The 17626-nt window shown below is 67.4% G+C and carries 20 protein-coding genes; 8 read left to right on the top strand and 12 right to left on the bottom strand.

Annotation, left to right across the window (positions count from 1 at the left end):
- Window positions 1-20 precede the first annotated feature (20 nt).
- Together miaB and GGR33_RS26385 are read right to left on the bottom strand one after the other, a co-directional pair.
- On the bottom strand, window positions 21-1358 hold the full coding sequence (gene miaB / locus GGR33_RS03660; protein ID WP_183502203.1) for a tRNA (N6-isopentenyl adenosine(37)-C2)-methylthiotransferase MiaB: 1338 nt from the start codon (window positions 1356-1358) through the stop codon (window positions 21-23).
- Window positions 1359-1457: 99 nt separating this feature from the next.
- Window positions 1458-2018, bottom strand: coding sequence for a PH domain-containing protein (locus tag GGR33_RS26385; protein WP_183501990.1), 561 nt, complete (start codon window positions 2016-2018; stop codon window positions 1458-1460).
- 237 nt (window positions 2019-2255) lie between these two features.
- Between GGR33_RS26385 and GGR33_RS03645 the strand changes: the two genes are divergently transcribed.
- A complete protein-coding gene (locus GGR33_RS03645; protein ID WP_183501988.1) occupies window positions 2256-2699 on the top strand; it encodes an MEKHLA domain-containing protein in 444 nt (147 codons plus the stop codon).
- Window positions 2700-2745: 46 nt separating this feature from the next.
- Here GGR33_RS03645 and GGR33_RS03640 read toward each other — a convergent pair whose 3' ends face one another.
- The 4 genes from GGR33_RS03640 to GGR33_RS03625 all read right to left on the bottom strand — a co-directional run bounded on the left by GGR33_RS03640 (window position 2746) and on the right by GGR33_RS03625 (window position 5583).
- A complete protein-coding gene (locus GGR33_RS03640) occupies window positions 2746-3639 on the bottom strand; it encodes a lysophospholipid acyltransferase family protein (RefSeq protein WP_183501987.1) in 894 nt (297 codons plus the stop codon).
- 34 nt (window positions 3640-3673) lie between these two features.
- The gene (locus tag GGR33_RS03635; RefSeq protein ID WP_183501986.1) at window positions 3674-4195 is read right to left on the bottom strand and encodes a GNAT family N-acetyltransferase; all 522 of its coding nucleotides are present in this window, start codon (window positions 4193-4195) and stop codon (window positions 3674-3676) included.
- Window positions 4192-4872 (bottom strand): tRNA (adenosine(37)-N6)-threonylcarbamoyltransferase complex dimerization subunit type 1 TsaB, encoded by a 681-nt coding sequence (gene tsaB, locus GGR33_RS03630; RefSeq protein ID WP_183502200.1) that lies wholly within the window; start codon window positions 4870-4872, stop codon window positions 4192-4194. The genes GGR33_RS03635 and tsaB overlap by 4 nt, the downstream gene beginning before the upstream one ends.
- Window positions 4873-5016: 144 nt before the next feature.
- On the bottom strand, window positions 5017-5583 hold the full coding sequence (locus GGR33_RS03625) for a NifU family protein (protein WP_183501985.1): 567 nt from the start codon (window positions 5581-5583) through the stop codon (window positions 5017-5019).
- Between the two features lie 293 nt (window positions 5584-5876).
- Between GGR33_RS03625 and rplS the strand changes: the two genes are divergently transcribed.
- A complete protein-coding gene (gene rplS, locus GGR33_RS03620; RefSeq protein ID WP_183501984.1) occupies window positions 5877-6269 on the top strand; it encodes a 50S ribosomal protein L19 in 393 nt (130 codons plus the stop codon).
- A gap of 121 nt (window positions 6270-6390) precedes the next feature.
- On the opposite strand, the gene GGR33_RS03615 is transcribed toward rplS, so the two are convergent.
- The 3 genes from GGR33_RS03615 to GGR33_RS03605 all read right to left on the bottom strand — a co-directional run bounded on the left by GGR33_RS03615 (window position 6391) and on the right by GGR33_RS03605 (window position 9260).
- Window positions 6391-7575, bottom strand: a complete 1185-nt coding sequence (locus GGR33_RS03615; RefSeq protein WP_183501983.1) for a lytic murein transglycosylase — start codon at window positions 7573-7575, stop codon at window positions 6391-6393.
- A 148-nt stretch (window positions 7576-7723) separates the two neighbouring features.
- Window positions 7724-8326, bottom strand: coding sequence for a 3-isopropylmalate dehydratase small subunit (gene leuD / locus GGR33_RS03610; protein ID WP_183501982.1), 603 nt, complete (start codon window positions 8324-8326; stop codon window positions 7724-7726).
- A 130-nt stretch (window positions 8327-8456) separates the two neighbouring features.
- Window positions 8457-9260: a hypothetical protein gene (locus GGR33_RS03605; protein WP_183501981.1), complete on the bottom strand. Its 804-nt coding sequence runs from the start codon at window positions 9258-9260 to the stop codon at window positions 8457-8459.
- 84 nt (window positions 9261-9344) lie between these two features.
- Between GGR33_RS03605 and GGR33_RS03600 the strand changes: the two genes are divergently transcribed.
- Together GGR33_RS03600 and GGR33_RS03595 are read left to right on the top strand one after the other, a co-directional pair.
- Complete coding sequence (locus GGR33_RS03600) at window positions 9345-9521, top strand: hypothetical protein (RefSeq protein WP_183501980.1); 177 nt, start codon at window positions 9345-9347, stop codon at window positions 9519-9521.
- Window positions 9522-9645: 124 nt separating this feature from the next.
- Window positions 9646-10047 (top strand): ABC transporter ATP-binding protein, encoded by a 402-nt coding sequence (locus GGR33_RS03595; protein ID WP_183501979.1) that lies wholly within the window; start codon window positions 9646-9648, stop codon window positions 10045-10047.
- 34 nt (window positions 10048-10081) lie between these two features.
- On the opposite strand, the gene ccrA is transcribed toward GGR33_RS03595, so the two are convergent.
- From ccrA to GGR33_RS03580, 3 genes are all read right to left on the bottom strand, one after another.
- Window positions 10082-11386: a crotonyl-CoA carboxylase/reductase gene (gene ccrA, locus GGR33_RS03590; protein ID WP_183501978.1), complete on the bottom strand. Its 1305-nt coding sequence runs from the start codon at window positions 11384-11386 to the stop codon at window positions 10082-10084.
- 222 nt (window positions 11387-11608) lie between these two features.
- A complete protein-coding gene (locus GGR33_RS03585; RefSeq protein WP_183501977.1) occupies window positions 11609-11887 on the bottom strand; it encodes a hypothetical protein in 279 nt (92 codons plus the stop codon).
- 142 nt (window positions 11888-12029) lie between these two features.
- Complete coding sequence (locus tag GGR33_RS03580; RefSeq protein WP_183501976.1) at window positions 12030-13541, bottom strand: carbohydrate porin; 1512 nt, start codon at window positions 13539-13541, stop codon at window positions 12030-12032.
- 258 nt (window positions 13542-13799) lie between these two features.
- Here GGR33_RS03580 and proB point away from each other — a divergent pair, with 258 nt between their 5' ends.
- The 4 genes from proB to rsfS all read left to right on the top strand — a co-directional run bounded on the left by proB (window position 13800) and on the right by rsfS (window position 17593).
- Window positions 13800-14936, top strand: coding sequence for a glutamate 5-kinase (proB, locus tag GGR33_RS03575; protein WP_183501975.1), 1137 nt, complete (start codon window positions 13800-13802; stop codon window positions 14934-14936).
- A gap of 112 nt (window positions 14937-15048) precedes the next feature.
- On the top strand, window positions 15049-16350 hold the full coding sequence (locus tag GGR33_RS03570) for a glutamate-5-semialdehyde dehydrogenase (RefSeq protein WP_183501974.1): 1302 nt from the start codon (window positions 15049-15051) through the stop codon (window positions 16348-16350).
- A gap of 149 nt (window positions 16351-16499) precedes the next feature.
- A complete protein-coding gene (locus GGR33_RS03565) occupies window positions 16500-17108 on the top strand; it encodes a nicotinate-nucleotide adenylyltransferase (protein WP_183501973.1) in 609 nt (202 codons plus the stop codon).
- Between the two features lie 95 nt (window positions 17109-17203).
- The gene (gene rsfS / locus GGR33_RS03560) at window positions 17204-17593 is read left to right on the top strand and encodes a ribosome silencing factor (protein ID WP_183501972.1); all 390 of its coding nucleotides are present in this window, start codon (window positions 17204-17206) and stop codon (window positions 17591-17593) included.
- Window positions 17594-17626 lie beyond the last annotated feature (33 nt).

Genomic DNA, 17626 nt, shown 5'->3' with positions numbered 1-17626 from the left:
CAAGCCGACGTCCTTCTCGATCAGGCAGCCGCCGCATCAGGCAGCAGCTCGCCGAACAGGCTGTTCGATCCGCTCCGCGTGATCCTGACGGTCAGCAGAGTACCGATCGTCGACGCCGGCGCATCGAACTGCACGATGAGTAAATGTGGCGTCTTGCCGGCGACCTGCCCAGGGTGACGCCCGGCTTTCTCGACCAGCACCTCGACAGTCCGGCCGACCATACTCTCGTTGAAGGCATGACGCTGACGGTCGAGGAGCTGCTGGAGCCGGGCGAGGCGCTCGATCTTCACAGCTTCCGGGATCGCGTCCTCGCGTTCGGCGGCAGGCGTGCCGGCGCGCGGGCTGTACTTGAAGGAGAAGGCGCTCGCGAAACCGATATCGGCGACGAGACGCATGGTCTCCTCAAACTCCGCATCGGTCTCACCGGGGAAGCCGACGATGAAGTCCGAGGACAGGGCGATGTCCGGCCGCGCCTCGCGGACACGTGCGATCAGCCGGCGGTACTCGTCGGCCGTGTGCTTCCGGTTCATCGCCTGAAGAACGCGGGTCGAACCCGACTGCACCGGCAGGTGCAGGTAGGGCATCACCAGGGGGTTGTCGCCGTGGGCAGCGATCAGGTCGTCGCCCATGTCGTTGGGGTGGCTCGTGGTGTAGCGCAGCCGCGCCAGCCCCGGCAGATCCGAGAGCGCCCGCATCAGATCGGCGAGCGTGGCGGAGCCGCCGCTGGGCGCCTCGCCGTGATAGGCGTTCACGTTCTGGCCGATCAGGGTGATCTCACGGACGCCGCCGGCGAGCATCGCCTCGGCTTCGGCCTGAATGGCCGCGACAGGGCGCGAGACTTCGGCGCCGCGGGTGTAGGGCACCACGCAGAAGGCGCAGAACTTGTCGCAGCCCTCCTGGATGGTCAGGAAGCCGGTGACGCCGCGGTTGCGGCGAGCCGGCAGCTTGGCGAACTTGTCCTCGACCGGAAACTCGGTGTCGACGACCCGGCGGCTCTTCGACTCCGCGAGGAGTTCAGGCAGCCGGTGATAGCTCTGCGGGCCGACCACCACGTCGACGGCCGGCGTGCGCGCCAGGATCTCACGGCCCTCGGCCTGCGCGACGCAGCCCGCGACGACGATCCGCGTATCGAGCCCGGCCTGAGCCCGCTCTGCCTTGAGCACGCGCAGGCGCCCGACCTCGGAAAAAACCTTCTCGGCGGCCTTCTCGCGGATGTGGCAGGTATTGAGGACGACGACATCCGCCTCCTCCACCGTCTCCGTCGCGGCATAGCCCTCGGCCGCGAGCAGGTCCGCCATGCGCCCTGCATCGTAGGCGTTCATCTGGCAGCCGTAGGATTTGACGAAGGCTTTCTTCAAAATCGGGTCTCGAACAGGCATGCGTAGGGGCCCGCGCCTCGAAGCTGGAGGCCTCGCGGCTGCCGCGGACGAGCGCAGCGCCTAACACAAATTTCGGTGTCAGTCGTGCCGCGTACCGTCGACGAGATCACGGATGCGCTCGTAAGCCTCACCGGCATCCGGGATATCCATGATCATCGCACCGCTGCCGAAGGTACTGCCTGTGCCCAGGAGGCGAAACGGGCTCCACGCCTGTCCGGTGCCCGTCGCCTGCGTCGCAAGATAGACCGAACCGAGACCCGCCGTTCGCTGCAAGACACCGCGCCGGATCGACACCTCGCGCACGTCCCGGAACATGATGCGCTTCTCGTGAAGCGTCATGAAGCCCTCCTCGACCTCCAGCCGATCTGAGAAGAGCCGATACTGCGTGTTTCGGTAGTTCATGGCTCGGGTCCCGGCGACGACGATGGGAAAGCCGATGAAGACCAACACGCCGACGAAGACGGCGGGCGACACCGTCAGTGACATCGCCCCCAGCATCGGGCGTAGGAAGGTCTGGAACATCCCTCCGAAGAATGCGCCGGCCCAGAGGGTAAAGAAGAGCTGGAACGGCAGTTGCTGAACCACCGCGATCCACGGCACGAAGACCGGGCGGAAGGTAGCGGTCGGCGCTTCTCTCACGACAACGTCCTCGACGATGGCCGTCGGCTATATCGAGTGGATGGATGCTCGAAACAATCAGGTCGAGCAGCGAAACGGCGATCATCCACCCTTCGATGCCACGGGCCGTCGTTGCGGGACCGTCGGCAAGCCGTTGCGCCGGCCTATCACCGAGAACTCCGGACGCCTCGTGCCCAGATCGAGATCGGTCACTGTCGCGAGTGCCGCCGAGATCATCACACGAAAGCCGAAAGACGAATGGACCTGACGAACGACCCCGACTTCTTCGCGCTCCTCAGCAGCAGCCACCAGCGCCTCGTCGGGAGGCCGCTGCTGCCGGCCGGCGCGAATGCGCGATGGGCGTACGAGGAGGCGCCTTTTGCCTTGCTGGCGCACGACACGGATGCCGATCCGCTTTTCGTCTACGCCAACCGCATGGCGCAGGAGAGCTTTGGATACGCGCTCGACGAGATGATCGGCATGCCCTCGCGGCTTTCGGCGGAGGCGCCGGATCGCTCTGAGCGGGACCGACTGCTGGCAGCCGTGGCGCGGGATGGATATGTCGCCGGCTATTCGGGGGTTCGGATCGCAAAGTCGGGCCGGCGTTTTCCGATCGTCGATGTGACGGTCTGGCAGTTGCGCGACGAAGCCGGGATCGATCACGGGCAGGCGGCGACGTATCGACTGCCGGAGGGTGGCTGACACGGGGCTCTTCCCCTGCCCGTTGCGGGGAGGAGAACTGCGCCCGTCACACCGCCGCCACGCCCGGTGCGGAGACGTCGGCGCCCTCGCGGCTGGTCTGGCGGCCGGCGGCCTCGGCCGCGCGGGCGCCGTGCCCCTGGACCGGACGCCCGGCGAGCGCATCGCGCAGGGCTTGCCGAACGGAGGCCTCGGCCTGCGCCGTCGCGACCTTGCGGTCGGTGCCGGGCTCGAAGGCGATGGGCGCTCCCCAGACCACGTGCAGGTCGATCGGGCCGCGCCGCGCGAAGAGATCGAGATGCGGGGCGAGTTCCATGTCGCCGTACCAGGCGATCTCGGGTCGTTCGATGCGTGTCAGAGGCAGGCCGGCACGCCCGGTATAGGCGAGCGCCAGGGGCTGCAATCGAATGCGGGCCAGACCTCCGGTGCCCTCGGTCAGCGCCTCGCGCGCCGCACCGACGAGGGAGGAGCGGAACGGCAGCAGGCGCAGGCCGTCGCCGGTGGTGCCCTCGGCGAACAGCACGACGAGTTCGCCAGCGGCAAGGCGCTCGCCGATCATCGAGTTCACGGTGGCCGTGGCCCCGCGCCGGGCGCGATCGATGAACACCGTGCGCTGGAGCCGCGCGAAGGTGCCGATCACTGGCCAGCCGGCGATCTCCGATTTCGCGACGAACGAGAGCGGTCGCAGGCCGCCGAGCACGACGACGTCGAGCCAAGAGACATGGTTGGCAAGCACCAGCGCGCCCTCGCCCGCTCTCGGCGGCGAGCCGCTCTGGATCACCCGCACCGAGAACAACCGCAGAAAGACCCGGTGCAGCATCGTCGGAAGCCAGCCGGCGAGGCGCCCGCGCCCGTAGCGCAGGCTCAGGACGTGCGGCCCGACGATCAGCCCGAAGAACAGCGCGTAGAGCACCAGCCGCGCGATGGTCCCGATCCGCGTCATGACACGCGGCTGGCCATGAACCCGGCGCCGACCCTCATGCCAGCGTGGCGCGCATGGTGAGCGCCGTAGCGCGGCTGCCGTCGGGGCGCGGGTAATAGCCGGTGCGCTCGCCGGTCTTGATGAAGCCGTGGCGAGCATAGAGCTTCAGGGCCGGACCATTGCCCTCGTCCACCTCGAGATGGACGCTGCGCACCCCGGCGAAGCTCAACGCCGTCAGATGCTCGCGCAGCAGCCGGTGGCTATGGCCACCGCCGCGCAGGGCGGGCGAGAGCACGATGGTCAGGATCTCGGCCTCGTCCTCGACCTTGCGCGACAGGGCGAAGCCGTGGACGCCGTTGCCGCGCCAGAGCCCGTGCGCCTCGGTGGAGCGCTCGCACAGCATGCGCTCGAATTCATGCGCGTCCCAGGGTCGGGCGAAGGCGGTGGCGTGCAGGCGCGAGAGCGTCGAGGCCTGCCCCGGATCGCGCAAGGGAGCGATGTAGGGCGTCGAGCCCCAGGCATCCCACCAGGCGGACCACCAATCGAGAGCCCAGAACGGAGATAGGCCGCGCGTCATCGGAGCGCAATCCTCGCATGATCCTGGGGCTGGGCATCGGCGCCGCGGAGGTAAAGCGGCCTCGGCAGCGCCTGTTCGGGGTCGGCGACCAGACCGAGCTGGGCAACCCAAGCGATCAGCGGCGCGCCGGTCTCGGCCACCGTGACGGCGACGCCGCGTTCCTTCGCGGCGGCAGCCAGTGCCTGCGCGCCCGAGCCGACCAGGGTGATCCGGTCGCCGGCGATACGCTCCAGCGCTTCCTCGACGGACAGCCGGACCGGCGACACGGCGACGCCGGCCGCGGCGCTGATCGCCTGGAGATAGACTGCGCCGTGGCGTGCATCGATCGCGGCGACGACCAGGCCTTCGGTCTGCAGGGCGAGTTGCGGCGCGAGCAGGGCCGACAGCGTCGTCACCCCGACGACGGGGATCTTGGCGGCGAGTCCGATGGCGCGCGCGGCCGAGAGGCCGACCCGCAGGCCGGTATAGCTGCCGGGGCCGACCGTGACCGCGACACGGTCGAGGCTCTCGAAGCCGCCCTCGACCCGGGCCATCACCCGCTCGACCAGCGGGAGCAGGGCCTCGGCATGGCCGCGCGCGAGCGTCATCGACTCCTCGCCGAGCAACTCTTCGCTCTCGTCGGTGGCGACGCAGGCGGAACAGGCGTCGAGCGCCGTATCGATGGCGAGGATGCGCACACTCTCTCCGTAGCGGGTGGCGGTGCTCGCGATCACCGCACCTCTGACACCACGTTTAAGACAAGAACGGCCGCCCCGTCAGCGCGAGGCGGCCGATTTCAGGTGCATTGTCGGGCGGGTGTTGCCGGTGTGCCCGGCGCTCCCTCAAATCGCCTGGACTTCGCGCACGCTCGGCAGGAAGTGGCGGAACAGGTTCTGCACGCCCTGGCGTAGCGTTGCCGTGGAGGACGGACAGCCCGAGCAGGCTCCCTTCATCTCCAGGTAGACCACGCCCTCCTTGTAGCCACGGAAGGTGATGTCGCCGCCGTCGCTGGCCACCGCCGGACGCACGCGGGTCTCGAGCAGGTCCTTGATGGTCACGACGACGTCATGGTCGGCCTCTTCATAGAACTCCTCGGCGCTGCCCTCTTCGAGCACCACGCCCTCGGCGAGGATCGGTGCGCCGGACTGGAAATGCTCCATGATCGCGCCGAGCACCGCGGGCTTCACCTGCGGCCACTCGCTCACACCGTCGGCCTTGGTCACCGAGATGAAGTCGTGCCCGAAATAGACGCCGGAAACGCCTGGCACGTCGAACAGCGCCTTGGCCAGCGGCGAGCGGGCAGCGCTCTCCTCATCCTTCGCCTCGAAGGTCGATTCGGGCAGCACGACACGTCCGGGCAGGAACTTCAGTGTGGCGGGGTTCGGGGTGGCTTCGGTCTGGATGAACATGGCTGCTGGAAATCCTCGTCCACTGGCGCCGGTTCAAGGCCGGCCGGGAACGGCGCCGGAACGGTCCAACGCCGTTTCCCATGTGGACCCGGACGCCGATTTTCTCAACATGGCAGCGTATGAGGACAGGGACGCCTGCAACGCCGGGCGACGTGCTTCGGGGGGCCTCATGACCGCAGCGTGACAAACGCGCCCGGCTCCTGTATGGCGCACGCCAACTCACAACAGGATGCCGAAATCCTGACGCCCGTCGTCCATGAGGGATGGCGAGGCGCGACGGCCGGAGCTTTGCCATGAACATCATCCAGCAGATCGAGCAGGAAGAAGTTGCTCGTCTCGCCAAGACCATTCCCGACTTCCAGGCCGGCGACACGCTCATCGTGAACGTCAAGGTCAAGGAAGGCGAGCGCACCCGCGTCCAGGCCTACGAGGGCGTCTGCATCGCGCGCTCGGGTGGCGGCCTGAACGAGAGCTTCACCGTCCGCAAGATCTCCTACGGCGAGGGCGTCGAGCGCGTGTTCCCCGTGCACGGCCCGCTGATCGACTCGATCAAGGTGGTCCGCCGCGGCAAGGTGCGTCGCGCCAAGCTGTACTACCTGCGCGACCGCCGCGGTAAGTCGGCCCGTATCGTCGAGCGCACCGACCGCACAGCGAAGGCCGCCAAGGCTCCCGCCGCCGCCGAGTGATGGCTTAGGGGCTCCCGTCGCGGAGCCCACCTCCAAGAATACAAAAGCCCGCTCCGATGTCTCGGAGCGGGCTTTTTGTTGCGACCAGATGCGGGATTCAGCCGGAAGAGGCCAACCGAGGTCAGCCCCCGAGAGCCTGCAACACCTTACCGCCCGGGCGGCCGGTGAGCGGCATGCCGAGGCTGCGCTCGACTTCCTTGATGGCCTGCCGGGTCTTTTCGCCGACCTTGCCGTCCGGCTCTCCGACGTCGAAGCCGCGCTTGGTCAGGCGGACCTGGAGGTCGCGGCGCTCAGCGCGCGAGAGCGGCGGATCGTCGGTCGGCCAGTCGGCCTGAACACCGGGACGCCCGCGCAGGCGGTCCGAGAGCACGGCGATGGCGAGGCCGTAGGATTCGGCCGCGTTGTAGGAGTAGATCGAGTCGAAGTTCTTGGTGACCAGGAAGGCCGGTCCGTTGGCACCGGCAGGTGCCAGGATGCCGACGGGGCCCGAGGCCGAGAGCGGGCTGCCATCGACCTTGGTCACGCCCATCGCGCTCCAATGTCCGACCGGATGCTTGCGGGTGCGCCCGGCCGCAGCCGTGTTGAAGCCGCGCGGCAGCTTCACCTCGTAGCCCCAGCCCATGCCGTTCGACCATTTGGCCGCGCGGAGGAAGTTCGCCGTAGAGCCGACTGCGTCTGCCGTAGAATCGACGACGTCGCGGCGCCCGTCGCCGTCGAGGTCGACCGCGAGGCGCTGGTAGGTCGAGGGCATGAACTGGGTCTGGCCGAAGGCACCGGCCCAGGAGCCGGTCAGGCGCGAGGGCTCGATGTCGCCGCGCTCGATGATCTTCAGGGTCGCGATCAGTTCACCGCGAAAATAGTCGCGGCGGCGGCTGCCGGAGCAGGCGAGCGTCGCGAGCGACTGCACCAACGGCATGGTGCCGAGGTTCTTGCCGAAATTCGACTCGACGCCCCAGACGGCGGCGATGACGTGGCGGTCGACGCCGTAGCGCTGCTCGGCGGTGGCCAGCGCCTGGGCGTTGCGGCGCATGGCGGCCTTGCCGTCCTCGACGCGCTCGTCGTCGACCAGCGCTGCCATGTAGTCCCAGATCGGCGTCTTGAACTCGGGCTGCTTCTGCGAGAGTTCGATGACCTTGTCGTCGTATTCGATGCCGCGCGTCGCGGTGCGGAACGTTTGCGCCGAAACGCCGGCCGAGGCGGCCTGCCCCTGGATGCCGGCAAGGCAGGAATCGAAGTCGGCGCGGGCGGGGCTCGCGGCTAGGCCAGCGAAGCAGACGAGGGCGGTGATCGTGGCGCGCGAGGTCATCGGAGCGTCTCCTGCCGGCTCTGCCGTCGCCGCACTGTCCGACGACGAACCGGAATTCGTTTCGTCGGATCGTGCTCTGGCTATTCCGCAGATTTAAGGCGCCCGGATGGTAAAGACTTCTCTAACGAAGTCTTCCCGAAGCCCTGCCTCAAGCCCAGCCCCGCTCCGCGAGCTTGGCCTCGTAGCCGGAGATCGCCGCGCCGCGCTCCAGGGTCAGGCCGATCTCGTCGAGGCCGTTGAGCAGGCTGTGCTTGCGCGCCTCGTCGATGTCGAAATGCAGCGTGCCGCCATCCGGCCCCTTGATGGTCTGGGCCGCGAGGTCAACGGTGAGCGTCGCGTTGGAACCGCGCTCGGCGTCTTCGAACAGCTTCTCCAGATCTTCCGGCGAGACGACGATCGCCAGGATGCCGTTCTTGGCGCAGTTGTTGAAGAAGATGTCGGCGAAGCTGGTCGAGATCACGCAGCGGATACCGAAATCGGCGAGCGCCCAGGGCGCGTGCTCACGCGACGAGCCGCAGCCGAAATTGTCGCCCGCCACCAGGATCTTGGACTGCCGGTAGGCCGGCTTGTTCAGGATGAAGTCCGGGTTCTCCGAGCCGTCGTCCTTGTAGCGCATCTCCGAGAACAGCCCCTTGCCGAGGCCGGAGCGCTTGATGGTCTTGAGATACTGCTTCGGAATGATGCGGTCGGTGTCGACGTTGATGATCCGCATCGGGGCGGCAACGCCCTCCAGGGTGATGAACTTTTCCATGATCGTCGCCGTCGTGACTGTCGTGGGCTCGCGCCGCGCTGAACCGGCCTTCTAGCAGCGCGTCGGACCGGTCGGAAGCCGTGGCTGACTCATGCGCGCTTGCCGAGGATCGCGGCCTTCTCCTCGTCCGTCAGAACGAGCGGGCGGAATCGGTGGCGACGAGCAGCGCACCCTGCGGGCTGGTCAGAGCGAGAAGCCGCGTTCCCTTCTGGTCGAGCGGGATAGGCTCGCGATAGCGCGTCTTGCGATCATAGACGCCCGGGTTCGCCGGCACGACGCCCAGCCGCTGCTTGGAGCGACGCGGCCCGTCCGGCCCGTCGACTTCGAAGGTGAACTCGCGGGCATAGTCGGGGGTCTTGACGTAGCGCGAGGCAATCACGCGCGCCGCGACGGGCTGCGGATCCTTGACCAGAATGCGCCAGAGCTGGGCCTCGCGCAGCGACATCCAGACGCCGAAGGCGACCACGGCGCTGAGGAACACCAGACCACCCGTCAGTTCGGCGACGGCGATCCAGCGCTCCGCAGCGGCGTCCACCATCGCGTTGAGCGCGAGGCTGTGGGGATCGGCTGGATCGATCTTGGCGACCGGGCGGGGGAGCGGGTTGTCGAGGCCGCCGAAGACCAGCGCCGACACCTCCGTCTCCTCGCTCTTGCCCGGCGACGGCTCGTAGCTCACCGTGAGGCTGCATTGCGCGGCGAGAATGAGGTTGTTGCGGCAACGCCCGTGGATGCCCTTGACCGGAACAGGGCGTCCCTCCCGCCAAATCCGTTGATCCTGCATCTCACGCGACTGGCTGATGCCGATGAAGACGGCTCCGGCGAGCGAGGCGAGGACCATGAAAGCGCCGAAATAGAGGGCGCCCTGGGCGCGCCAGCCGGCCTTCAGGGCGAGCGGTCGCCGGGGAAAGGCCGAGAGCGGAGCGCCGTCCGTCATGTTTCGGTCTCACGAACAGTATTCGGAAGAAGCCCAAGGCCGGCGGGATCAAGACCTGTGACCGACCGAACCGTCGAGGACCCCATGTCCGACTCGTCCAACACCTTCAAGAAGGCACCGAAGCGCAAGGGCGACAAAGGCCGTCGGGTCACGATGTCGCCAGAGATGAAGCAGGCCTATGCCGATCTCATCACCAAGCGTGGGGAGGAAGAGGAGACGTACAAGCGCCACCTCCCGCAGAACGAGTCCGGCAAGCGCTGAGGCGCCAGGTCTCGATCACGGCTTTGCTTCACCAAGTCGTGCATTGAGGGACCGAAAGTGCCGTGCCACCGCTCCGATTCCCGAGTGATCCGTGATCGCTCGTGATCGGAGGACGAGACAGCCCGTGAGCGCGCCTGGCCCACATCCATCGACCGTCGAAGAGCTCAACGAAGCGCTGCGGCTCTACCGCCGAACGGTCCTCAAGGTGGTCGCGCTGGGCGTTTTGGGCCTTCCCGCCTGCTGGGGCCTCAGCATTTTCGGCACCTGGCTGAAGCCGCCCTACGGGCTCTACGTCTACGGCGAGAGCCTCGCGACATGGGGCCTGATCGCGGTCGTCGGGCTGCTGATCGCGCAGCTCTGGTGGGGCGGCCGTCAGATGGGGCGCATCCTCAGCGACCCGGTGACCAGCGGCACACCGACCATCGGCGTGATGACCGCTCACATGGTGATCGCCCAGCGCGCGCACGCGATGGGCATGAAGTGGACCGGCTTCTTCGGAGACCTGCAACCCGTCCGCAAGGGCTGATCGCCCTGCGGACGGAGCTGTCGGCGCGAGAGCGTCAGACCGCCTTCTTCGGGCCGGCCTCGATCACGTCCTCGACGGTGCGCAGTCCGGCCTTGGTCGCGTTGACGAGGCAGGCCATGTTGCCCGGCGGGTGCTGGTTCTTCCACATCTTGGTGTGGGCCTCCGGGATCTTCTCCCAGGGATAGACCTCGCTCATGCAGGGGTCGACGCGGCGGTCGATCACGAAGCGGTTGGCCGAGGCCGCCTGCTTCAGATGGGCGAAGTGCGAGCCCTGGATACGCTTCTGGCGCATCCAGACGTAGCGGGCGTCGAAGGTGATGTTGTAGCCGGTGGTGCCGGCGCAGAACACGACCATGCCGCCACGCTTCACCACGAGGCAGGAGACCGGGAAGGTCGACTCGCCCGGGTGCTCGAACACCATGTCGACGTCCTTGCCCTTGCCGGTGATCTCCCAGATCGCCTTGCCGAACTTGCGGGCTTCCTTGAGCCAGGTGTTGTACTCGGGCGAGTTCACCTTGGGCATCTGGCCCCAGCAGTCGAAGTCCTTGCGGTTGATCACGCCCTTGGCGCCGAGGCTCATGACGTAATCGCGCTTCGACTCATCGGAGATCACACCGATGGCGTTGGCGCCGGACGCCGCGATGAGCTGCACCGCGAACACGCCGAGACCGCCCGAGGCACCCCACACGAGGACGTTGTCGGAAGGCTTCAGCTGGTGCGGCGTGTGGCCGAACAGCATTCGGTAGGCGGTGGCCAGCGTCAGCGTGTAGCAGGCCGCCTCTTCCCAAGTCAGGTGCTTGGGGCGCGGCATCAGCTGGCGGGACTGCACCCGGCAGAACTGCGCGAAGGAGCCGTCCGGCGTCTCGTAGCCCCAGATGCGCTGGGAGTTCGAGAACATCGGGTCGCCGCCGTTGCACTCCTCGTCGTCGCCGTCGTCCTGGTTACAGTGGATGACGACCTCGTCGCCGACCTTCCACAGCTTCACCTTGGAGCCGACCGCCCAGACGATGCCGGAGGCGTCCGAACCGCCGATGTGGATGTCGCACTTATGCGAATCCATCGGCGAGACCGGCTCGCCGAGCGAACCCCAGACGTGGTTGTAGTTGATGCCGGCGGCCATGACGTAGACGAGCACATCGTCATCACCGAGCGACCAGGTCGGCACGACCTCGACCTCGTTGGCGCTCTCCGGCGGCCCGTGGCGATCCTTGCGGACGACCCAGGCGTACATGGTCTTCGGCACGTGGCCGAGCGGCGGGACCTCGCCGAGATCGTAGAGGTCCTTTTTCTCGGTGGACCCACCCGTCCAGGTTTGGGTCACCGCTGCGCTCGATGCCATCTTGGCACTCCTCAGGTACGAAGTTTCGCGTCGCTATAGCGACGTTACCGAGGGTGTCCAAGGGGGCCAAAGGGCCAAGGATAGACGGCAATCCACGTAATCAGACGTCGCCCGAGACGAACGGCAAATGAATACAAAATTATCCCCAAAATCAGGGGGAGTTGCGACGCGATGGCAACATGACGAAAGCCGAAACTGCGACCGAGCGGCTTCGCTAATCAGTCACCGGATCGATTGAGCGCGGTGGGCTGATCTTCCCGCATGCTCGGGCCTCGACCATGCGCGGTCCCGATGCGCCAACGAGCCGGCGGTCTCCGGCTGCCACGTCGACACGGTATCACCGGTGAGGGTGCGGCCTAGAGGGATCGGTGGACCGGCCGTCGCACCGAGCGATGCCGCCACGCTGCCGGTCGAGCCGAAGCCCTGCGCGTTGGCAGCGGTGATGGCAGCACTGGCGACGAGCACCGCGGCGGCGGTGAGGACGAGGATGCGCTGGCTCATGGACAGCTCCGCTTCGATTTCGCTGGCTGATGGATGGGATCGGGATCAGCCGAGGTGTGAAGCGGATCTGGGAAGGTGCCGTGCAATTCAAAGTGCGGCGCAACACATCATGTTGCGCCGCACCCTCAAGCGGGTTCGCTTGCTAGATGCTGCCCGGCCCCTTGGCGAGACCGAACAGCGTGAACAGGTCGCAGGAGAATTTCGCGCCAAGCACGAAGGCGTCCGGGATGGGCTTGGGCCGGAACGGGAAGCGCGTCTGGTCCGGGTTGACGATGTACTGCAGCTGCGGCGTCAGGCGGGCGGCGGGCGAGAGCTGGATGCCGTAGTTCAGCTCCATCATGATCTGCTGGGTCGCGATGTCGCGCGGATTCAGCCCCTGCGAGGCACGCGCCGCGCGGATGTTGGCGAGGCCGAGCGACGAGTATTTCTGCGTGGAGACCACGAAGCCGACGGTGTCGTAAGGCCTGTCGGCGAAGGTGCCCGTCTGCACGGCGCCGAGTTCGAGGAAGTAATCCTGGATCTGACGGCCGCCGGTCGACTGCATCGCCACACCGAACAGGCTCAACCCCTGCGGCTGGGTCGGATCAGGGCGCCAGACCATCTGGTCGAAGCGAGCATAGACCAGCGAGCGGCCGAACTGCGTGAACGGGTCGAGCCCCGAGAACAGCGAGGAGCCACCGAGCACGTCGCGCACCGGGTCGTTGTACTTCGAACGGTCGACGACGGCGCCGATGCCGTAGTTGCGCGGCATCAGGTCGTTGTCGAAGGTCGTCGAGTAACCGACCTCGATCGGAATGACCGCACCGGTCGCCTTACGCGTGGACCAGTCGATGCCGTTGTCGGTCGGGAGCAGGAGGCTCGGGTTCACCTCGTAAGCGCCGATGTGGAAGAAGTAGGTGCGCTCTTCGTCGAGCCAGATCTTGGCGTGGCCGGCCCAACTCGAAGTCGGGAAGAAGGTGAAGTTGGTGGTCTTAAAGGTGAAGGTCGGCGAGCCGCAGGTCGCATTGTTCTGAAAGTTGCAATAGAGCGGCGAGCCGAGAAACGCGCCCTGCCCGTTCAGACGCCCGACCTCGAAATCCAGCCGGTTGTCGAACAGCTTCTGCTGCCAGCTGTGCTGCGTCAGCCGCGCGGTCTGCCCACCCCCATAGATCTCCTGCACCGAGGTATCGTTGCCGATGAAGTCCCCCGAGAGGCTGCGGCCATGGCGCTGGGTGACGATGGAGTGGAGCGAGGCGCCCTCGATCCCGGCGAGCCGGTTCAGGTCGGCGTCGATGCCGAAGAAGATCTGCGCCGCATAAGCCGTGCCCTGCCGGATGCCACCGATCGGGTTGGCCGCGGACTCGCTCGTGTAGTTGAGCAGAAAGGTCAGGCCGTTGCCGAGATCGAAGGTGCCCGGCGGCAGCTTCGGCGGCGCGGCAGTCTGGCCCTGACGGGCGGCGTTGCCCTGGGCGCTGTCCGTGCCAGCGATGCCTTGGCTCTGGTCGCCCTGCGCCGTGCGAGGTCTCGCAGCCCGCGCTGTGGCCGGCCGCAGCTTCGGCTGGACGATCGGCGCCTCGGCCCCGGGCGCTTCCGTGGGGGCCTGCTGAGCCGATGCGGCCGTGACGGCGATCACACAGCACCCGAGGACGGAAAGTCCCGTGAGTAACGCCTTCATCGCATCGCCCCCATCGCTCGGTATAGTGCAGGCCGATCTCCGCCGGCGCGCAAAATTCTTAACATGGCGCAATCGCGGCTGAACACGGCGCCGGCGCGCTACGAGCGAAATGCAAAATTATTCCGCCCCGCCTGTGTCCTGAACGCCTCAAGCGCGGTCGGTGTGATCGCCCCGCAATCCTGCCCTCTCCTGTTCAAGCCCTGCGAGTTCGTGCAAACGGAAGGCGTTCCTCTCTCACTGACCGTTTCGCGTCCTCTCGTGTCGACACCTGCCATCGAAGATTTCCGCCGCGTCGTCATCAAGGTCGGCTCGGCCCTGCTCGTCGACCGCAGTCGCGGGCGCCTGCGCAATGCCTGGCTCGCGGCCCTGGCCGAGGACATCGCCGACCTGCATGCGAGCGGCGTCGACGTCGTTGTCGTCTCCTCGGGCGCCATCGCGCTGGGGCGCACCGTCCTCGGGCTGCCTCCAGGAGTCCTTCGGCTGGAGGAAAACCAAGCCTCCGCCGCCGTCGGCCAAATCGCGCTGGCCCGGTACTGGACCGAGGCACTCGGCCACCACGACATCGTCGCCGGCCAGATCCTGGTGACGCCGCGCGACACCGAGGAGCGGCGCCGTTACCTCAATGCCCGCGCCACCATCCAGAAGCTGCTCGAATTGCGCGCCGTCCCGGTCGTCAACGAGAATGACACCGTCGCCACGGTCGAGATCCGCTACGGCGACAACGACCGCCTCGCTGCGCGCGTCGCCACCATGATTGGCGCCGACGTGCTGGTGCTCTTCTCCGACGTCGACGGCCTCTACACCGCCCCACCCCATACCGACCCGGCCGCACTGCACCTGCCGGTGATCGACCGGATCACACCGGAGATCGAGGCGATGGCCGGCGGCCCGGCCTCGGAACTATCGCGTGGCGGCATGCGCACCAAGGTCGAGGCGGCAAAGATCGCGGTGGCCGGTGGCACGCACATGGTCATCGCCGACGGTCGCGGAAAAAATCCGCTGCGGGCCATCCGCGAGGGCAAGCGCTCCTCGTGGTTTCTCTCTGCCTCCACTCCAACGGCGGCGCGGAAAACCTGGATCGCCGGCGCGCTGGAGCCCAGCGGCGCACTCGTGATCGACGAAGGGGCCGCGCGCGCCCTGCAGAGCGGCGCCAGCCTGCTGCCGGTGGGCGTCACCGCCGTCGAGGGCGCCTTCGGCAAGGGCGATGCGGTGCTGATCCGCGATGCGCATGGCCGCGTGCTCGGTCGTGGCCTCGTTGCATTCGACAGCACCGAGGCCCAACTGATCATCGGCCGGCCGAGCCGCGAGATCGCCGGGCTGCTCGGTTATTCGGGGCGCAGCGAGATCGTTCACCGCGACGACATGGCCACGGTCGGCCCCGTGGGTCCGCGCTGAGCGCAAGGATCGCCGGCAAAGCGTCCCGGTCTGTTCCGGAAACGCGCGGCGTGCGATGAGACGATGAACTATCCTGCGCGAGAAACGCGCCGTCGATGATGGAAACGGGATCGTGCCTGTTCTGAACCTGAGATCCGAACTCGCGGATGCCGACGACCTGCCGGCACTGATGGCCAGGATCGGCCACCGGGCCCGTGCCGCTACGCGCGGCATGGCGCTCGCCTCGGCGCAGACGAAAGACGTTGCGCTGCGCACCATCGCCGAGCGCATCCGCGCCAGCGCCGCCGAGATTCTTCGCGAAAACGCGCGGGACGTCAGCGCCGCCAAGTCCGCCGGTCAGTCGAACGCCATCATCGACCGGCTCACCCTCGACGAGCGGCGCGTCGCCGGCATTGCCGAGGCTGTTGCACAGGTCGGCGCATTGCCCGATCCGGTCGGGCGCCAGCTCGCCGCCTTCGAGCGGCCGAACGGCCTGATGATCGAGCGCATCGCCGTACCGCTCGGTGTCGTCGGCGTAATTTTCGAGAGCCGCCCCAACGTTACCGCGGATGCCGGTGCACTCTGTCTGAAGGCCGGCAATGCCGCGATCCTGCGTGCGGGCTCGGATTCGCACCGCACCGCCACCGTGATCGCCCGCGCCATGAGCGAGGGCCTCGCCCAGGCCGGCCTGCCGGCGGACGCGATCCAGCTCGTGCCGACCCGCGACCGTGCCGCGGTCGGACTGATGCTGTCGGGCCTCGACGGCTGCATCGATATCATCGTGCCGCGCGGCGGCCGCAGCCTGGTCGAGCGCGTCCAGGCCGAGGCCCGCGTGCCGGTCTTCGCCCATCTGGACGGGATCAACCACGTCTATGTCGCGGAGGGCGCCGATCTCGACATGGCCCGCACGCTGCTCCTGAACAGCAAGATGCGCCGCACCGGCGTCTGCGGGGCGGCCGAAACCCTGCTCGTCGACAAGGCCGTGGCCGAAACGCACCTCAAGCCGCTTGTCGCGGCGCTGCTCGAATCCGGTTGCGCAGTGCGCGGCGACGAGGCCGTGCGGGCCGTCGATCCGCGTGTCACTGCGGCCGACGAGGCCGACTGGCACACGGAGTATCTCGACGCGATCATCTCGGCCCGAGTCATCGACGGTCTCGACGCGGCAATCGAACATATCGAGACCTACGGCTCGCATCACACCGATTGCATCGTCACCGAGGATTCTGATGCCGCGACGCGCTTCCTTGCCGAAGTCGATTCTGCGATCGTGACGCACAACGCCTCGACGCAATTCGCCGACGGCGGCGAGTTCGGCTTCGGCGCCGAGATCGGTATCGCCACCGGCCGGATGCATGCGCGCGGCCCCGTCGGCGTCGAACAGCTCACCACTTTCAAATACCGCGTCCACGGCAATGGGCAGACGCGCCCGGTCTGACGAAGCCCGCGGATGCACCCTCCACCGTCACTACGAGCCGCAGGCGAAGCATTCCAGGACCACCGGTCCGACGTCGCGCGTGAGGCCCTGGATTGCTTCGCTGCGCTCGCAATGACGGCGGAAACGTTTGCGCCCCGGCCCGTCTCGGCATGACGCACGGACTCGATGCGGCGCGCCTGCCGCCGGTGGTGCCCGGCCTGCGGGTCGGGCTCTACGGGGGATCTTTCAACCCGGCCCATGCCGGCCATCTGCATGTCAGCCGAATGGCGCTGAGGCGCTTGCGCCTCGACCGGGTCTGGTGGCTCGTGACGCCAGGAAACCCGCTGAAGGATCGCAGGGAGCTGGCGCCGCTCTCGGAGCGCATGTCGACGGCACGGGACGTGGCGCACTGTCCACGGATAGCCGTGACCGGGTTCGAAGCGGCGATCGGCGCACGCTACACCATCGAGACCCTGCGCTGGCTGTGCCGGCACTGCCCAACCGTGCAGTTCGTCTGGATCATGGGCGCTGATTCTCTGGCGAGCTTCCACCGCTGGGAACGCTTCCAAGAGATCGCCTCACTGATGCCGATCGCGGTGATCGACCGGCCGGGCTACACCCTGTCGGGGCCGAACGCGCCCGGTGCGCGGGCGCTGGCGCGCTGGCGTATCGACGAAACCGATGCTCCCCTGCTGGCAGGCCTGCGGGCTCCCGCCTGGGTCTTCCTGCATGGCCCGCGCTCGTCCCTGTCATCGACGGCGCTGCGGAACCGTGTATGAAGGCGCGGTTGACGAGACGGCATTGAAGTCGGCCGCCAAACCATCCAAGTTTTCGAGACAGAACGACAGCCGCCTCGGATGAGGCCGCGACCGAATTGGGAACCGATCCGCTGAACGACCAACTTTCTCATGGAGCGCAGGCCTCCGAGGATCTGAAGGCCCTCGCGCTCGGCTGTCTCGACGACATGCAGGCAGAAGAGACGATCGCGATCGATCTCGCCGGCAAGACCTCCCTGGCCGACACGATGATCATCGCCTCGGGCCGCAACCAGCGCCATGTCGGCGCCATCGCCGACAAGATCCTGCAGGGCCTGAAGGCCGGTGGCTACGGCACGGCTCGCGTCGAGGGCATGCCGGCCTGCGATTGGGTGCTGATCGATGCGGGCGACCTGCTCGTCCACATCTTTCGCCCGGAAGTGCGCGGCTTCTACAATCTCGAGAAGATCTGGGGCGACGACCGCCCGTCCGGCCATCTCGGCGGCTGAGCTTCATCTCCGTCATTGCGAGCGCAGCGAAGC

This window comes from Methylobacterium brachythecii, from assembly GCF_014196345.1.
In the GTDB taxonomy this organism is placed as follows: domain Bacteria; phylum Pseudomonadota; class Alphaproteobacteria; order Rhizobiales; family Beijerinckiaceae; genus Methylobacterium; species Methylobacterium brachythecii.
This window is presented reverse-complemented; position numbering and strand designations above follow the sequence as displayed.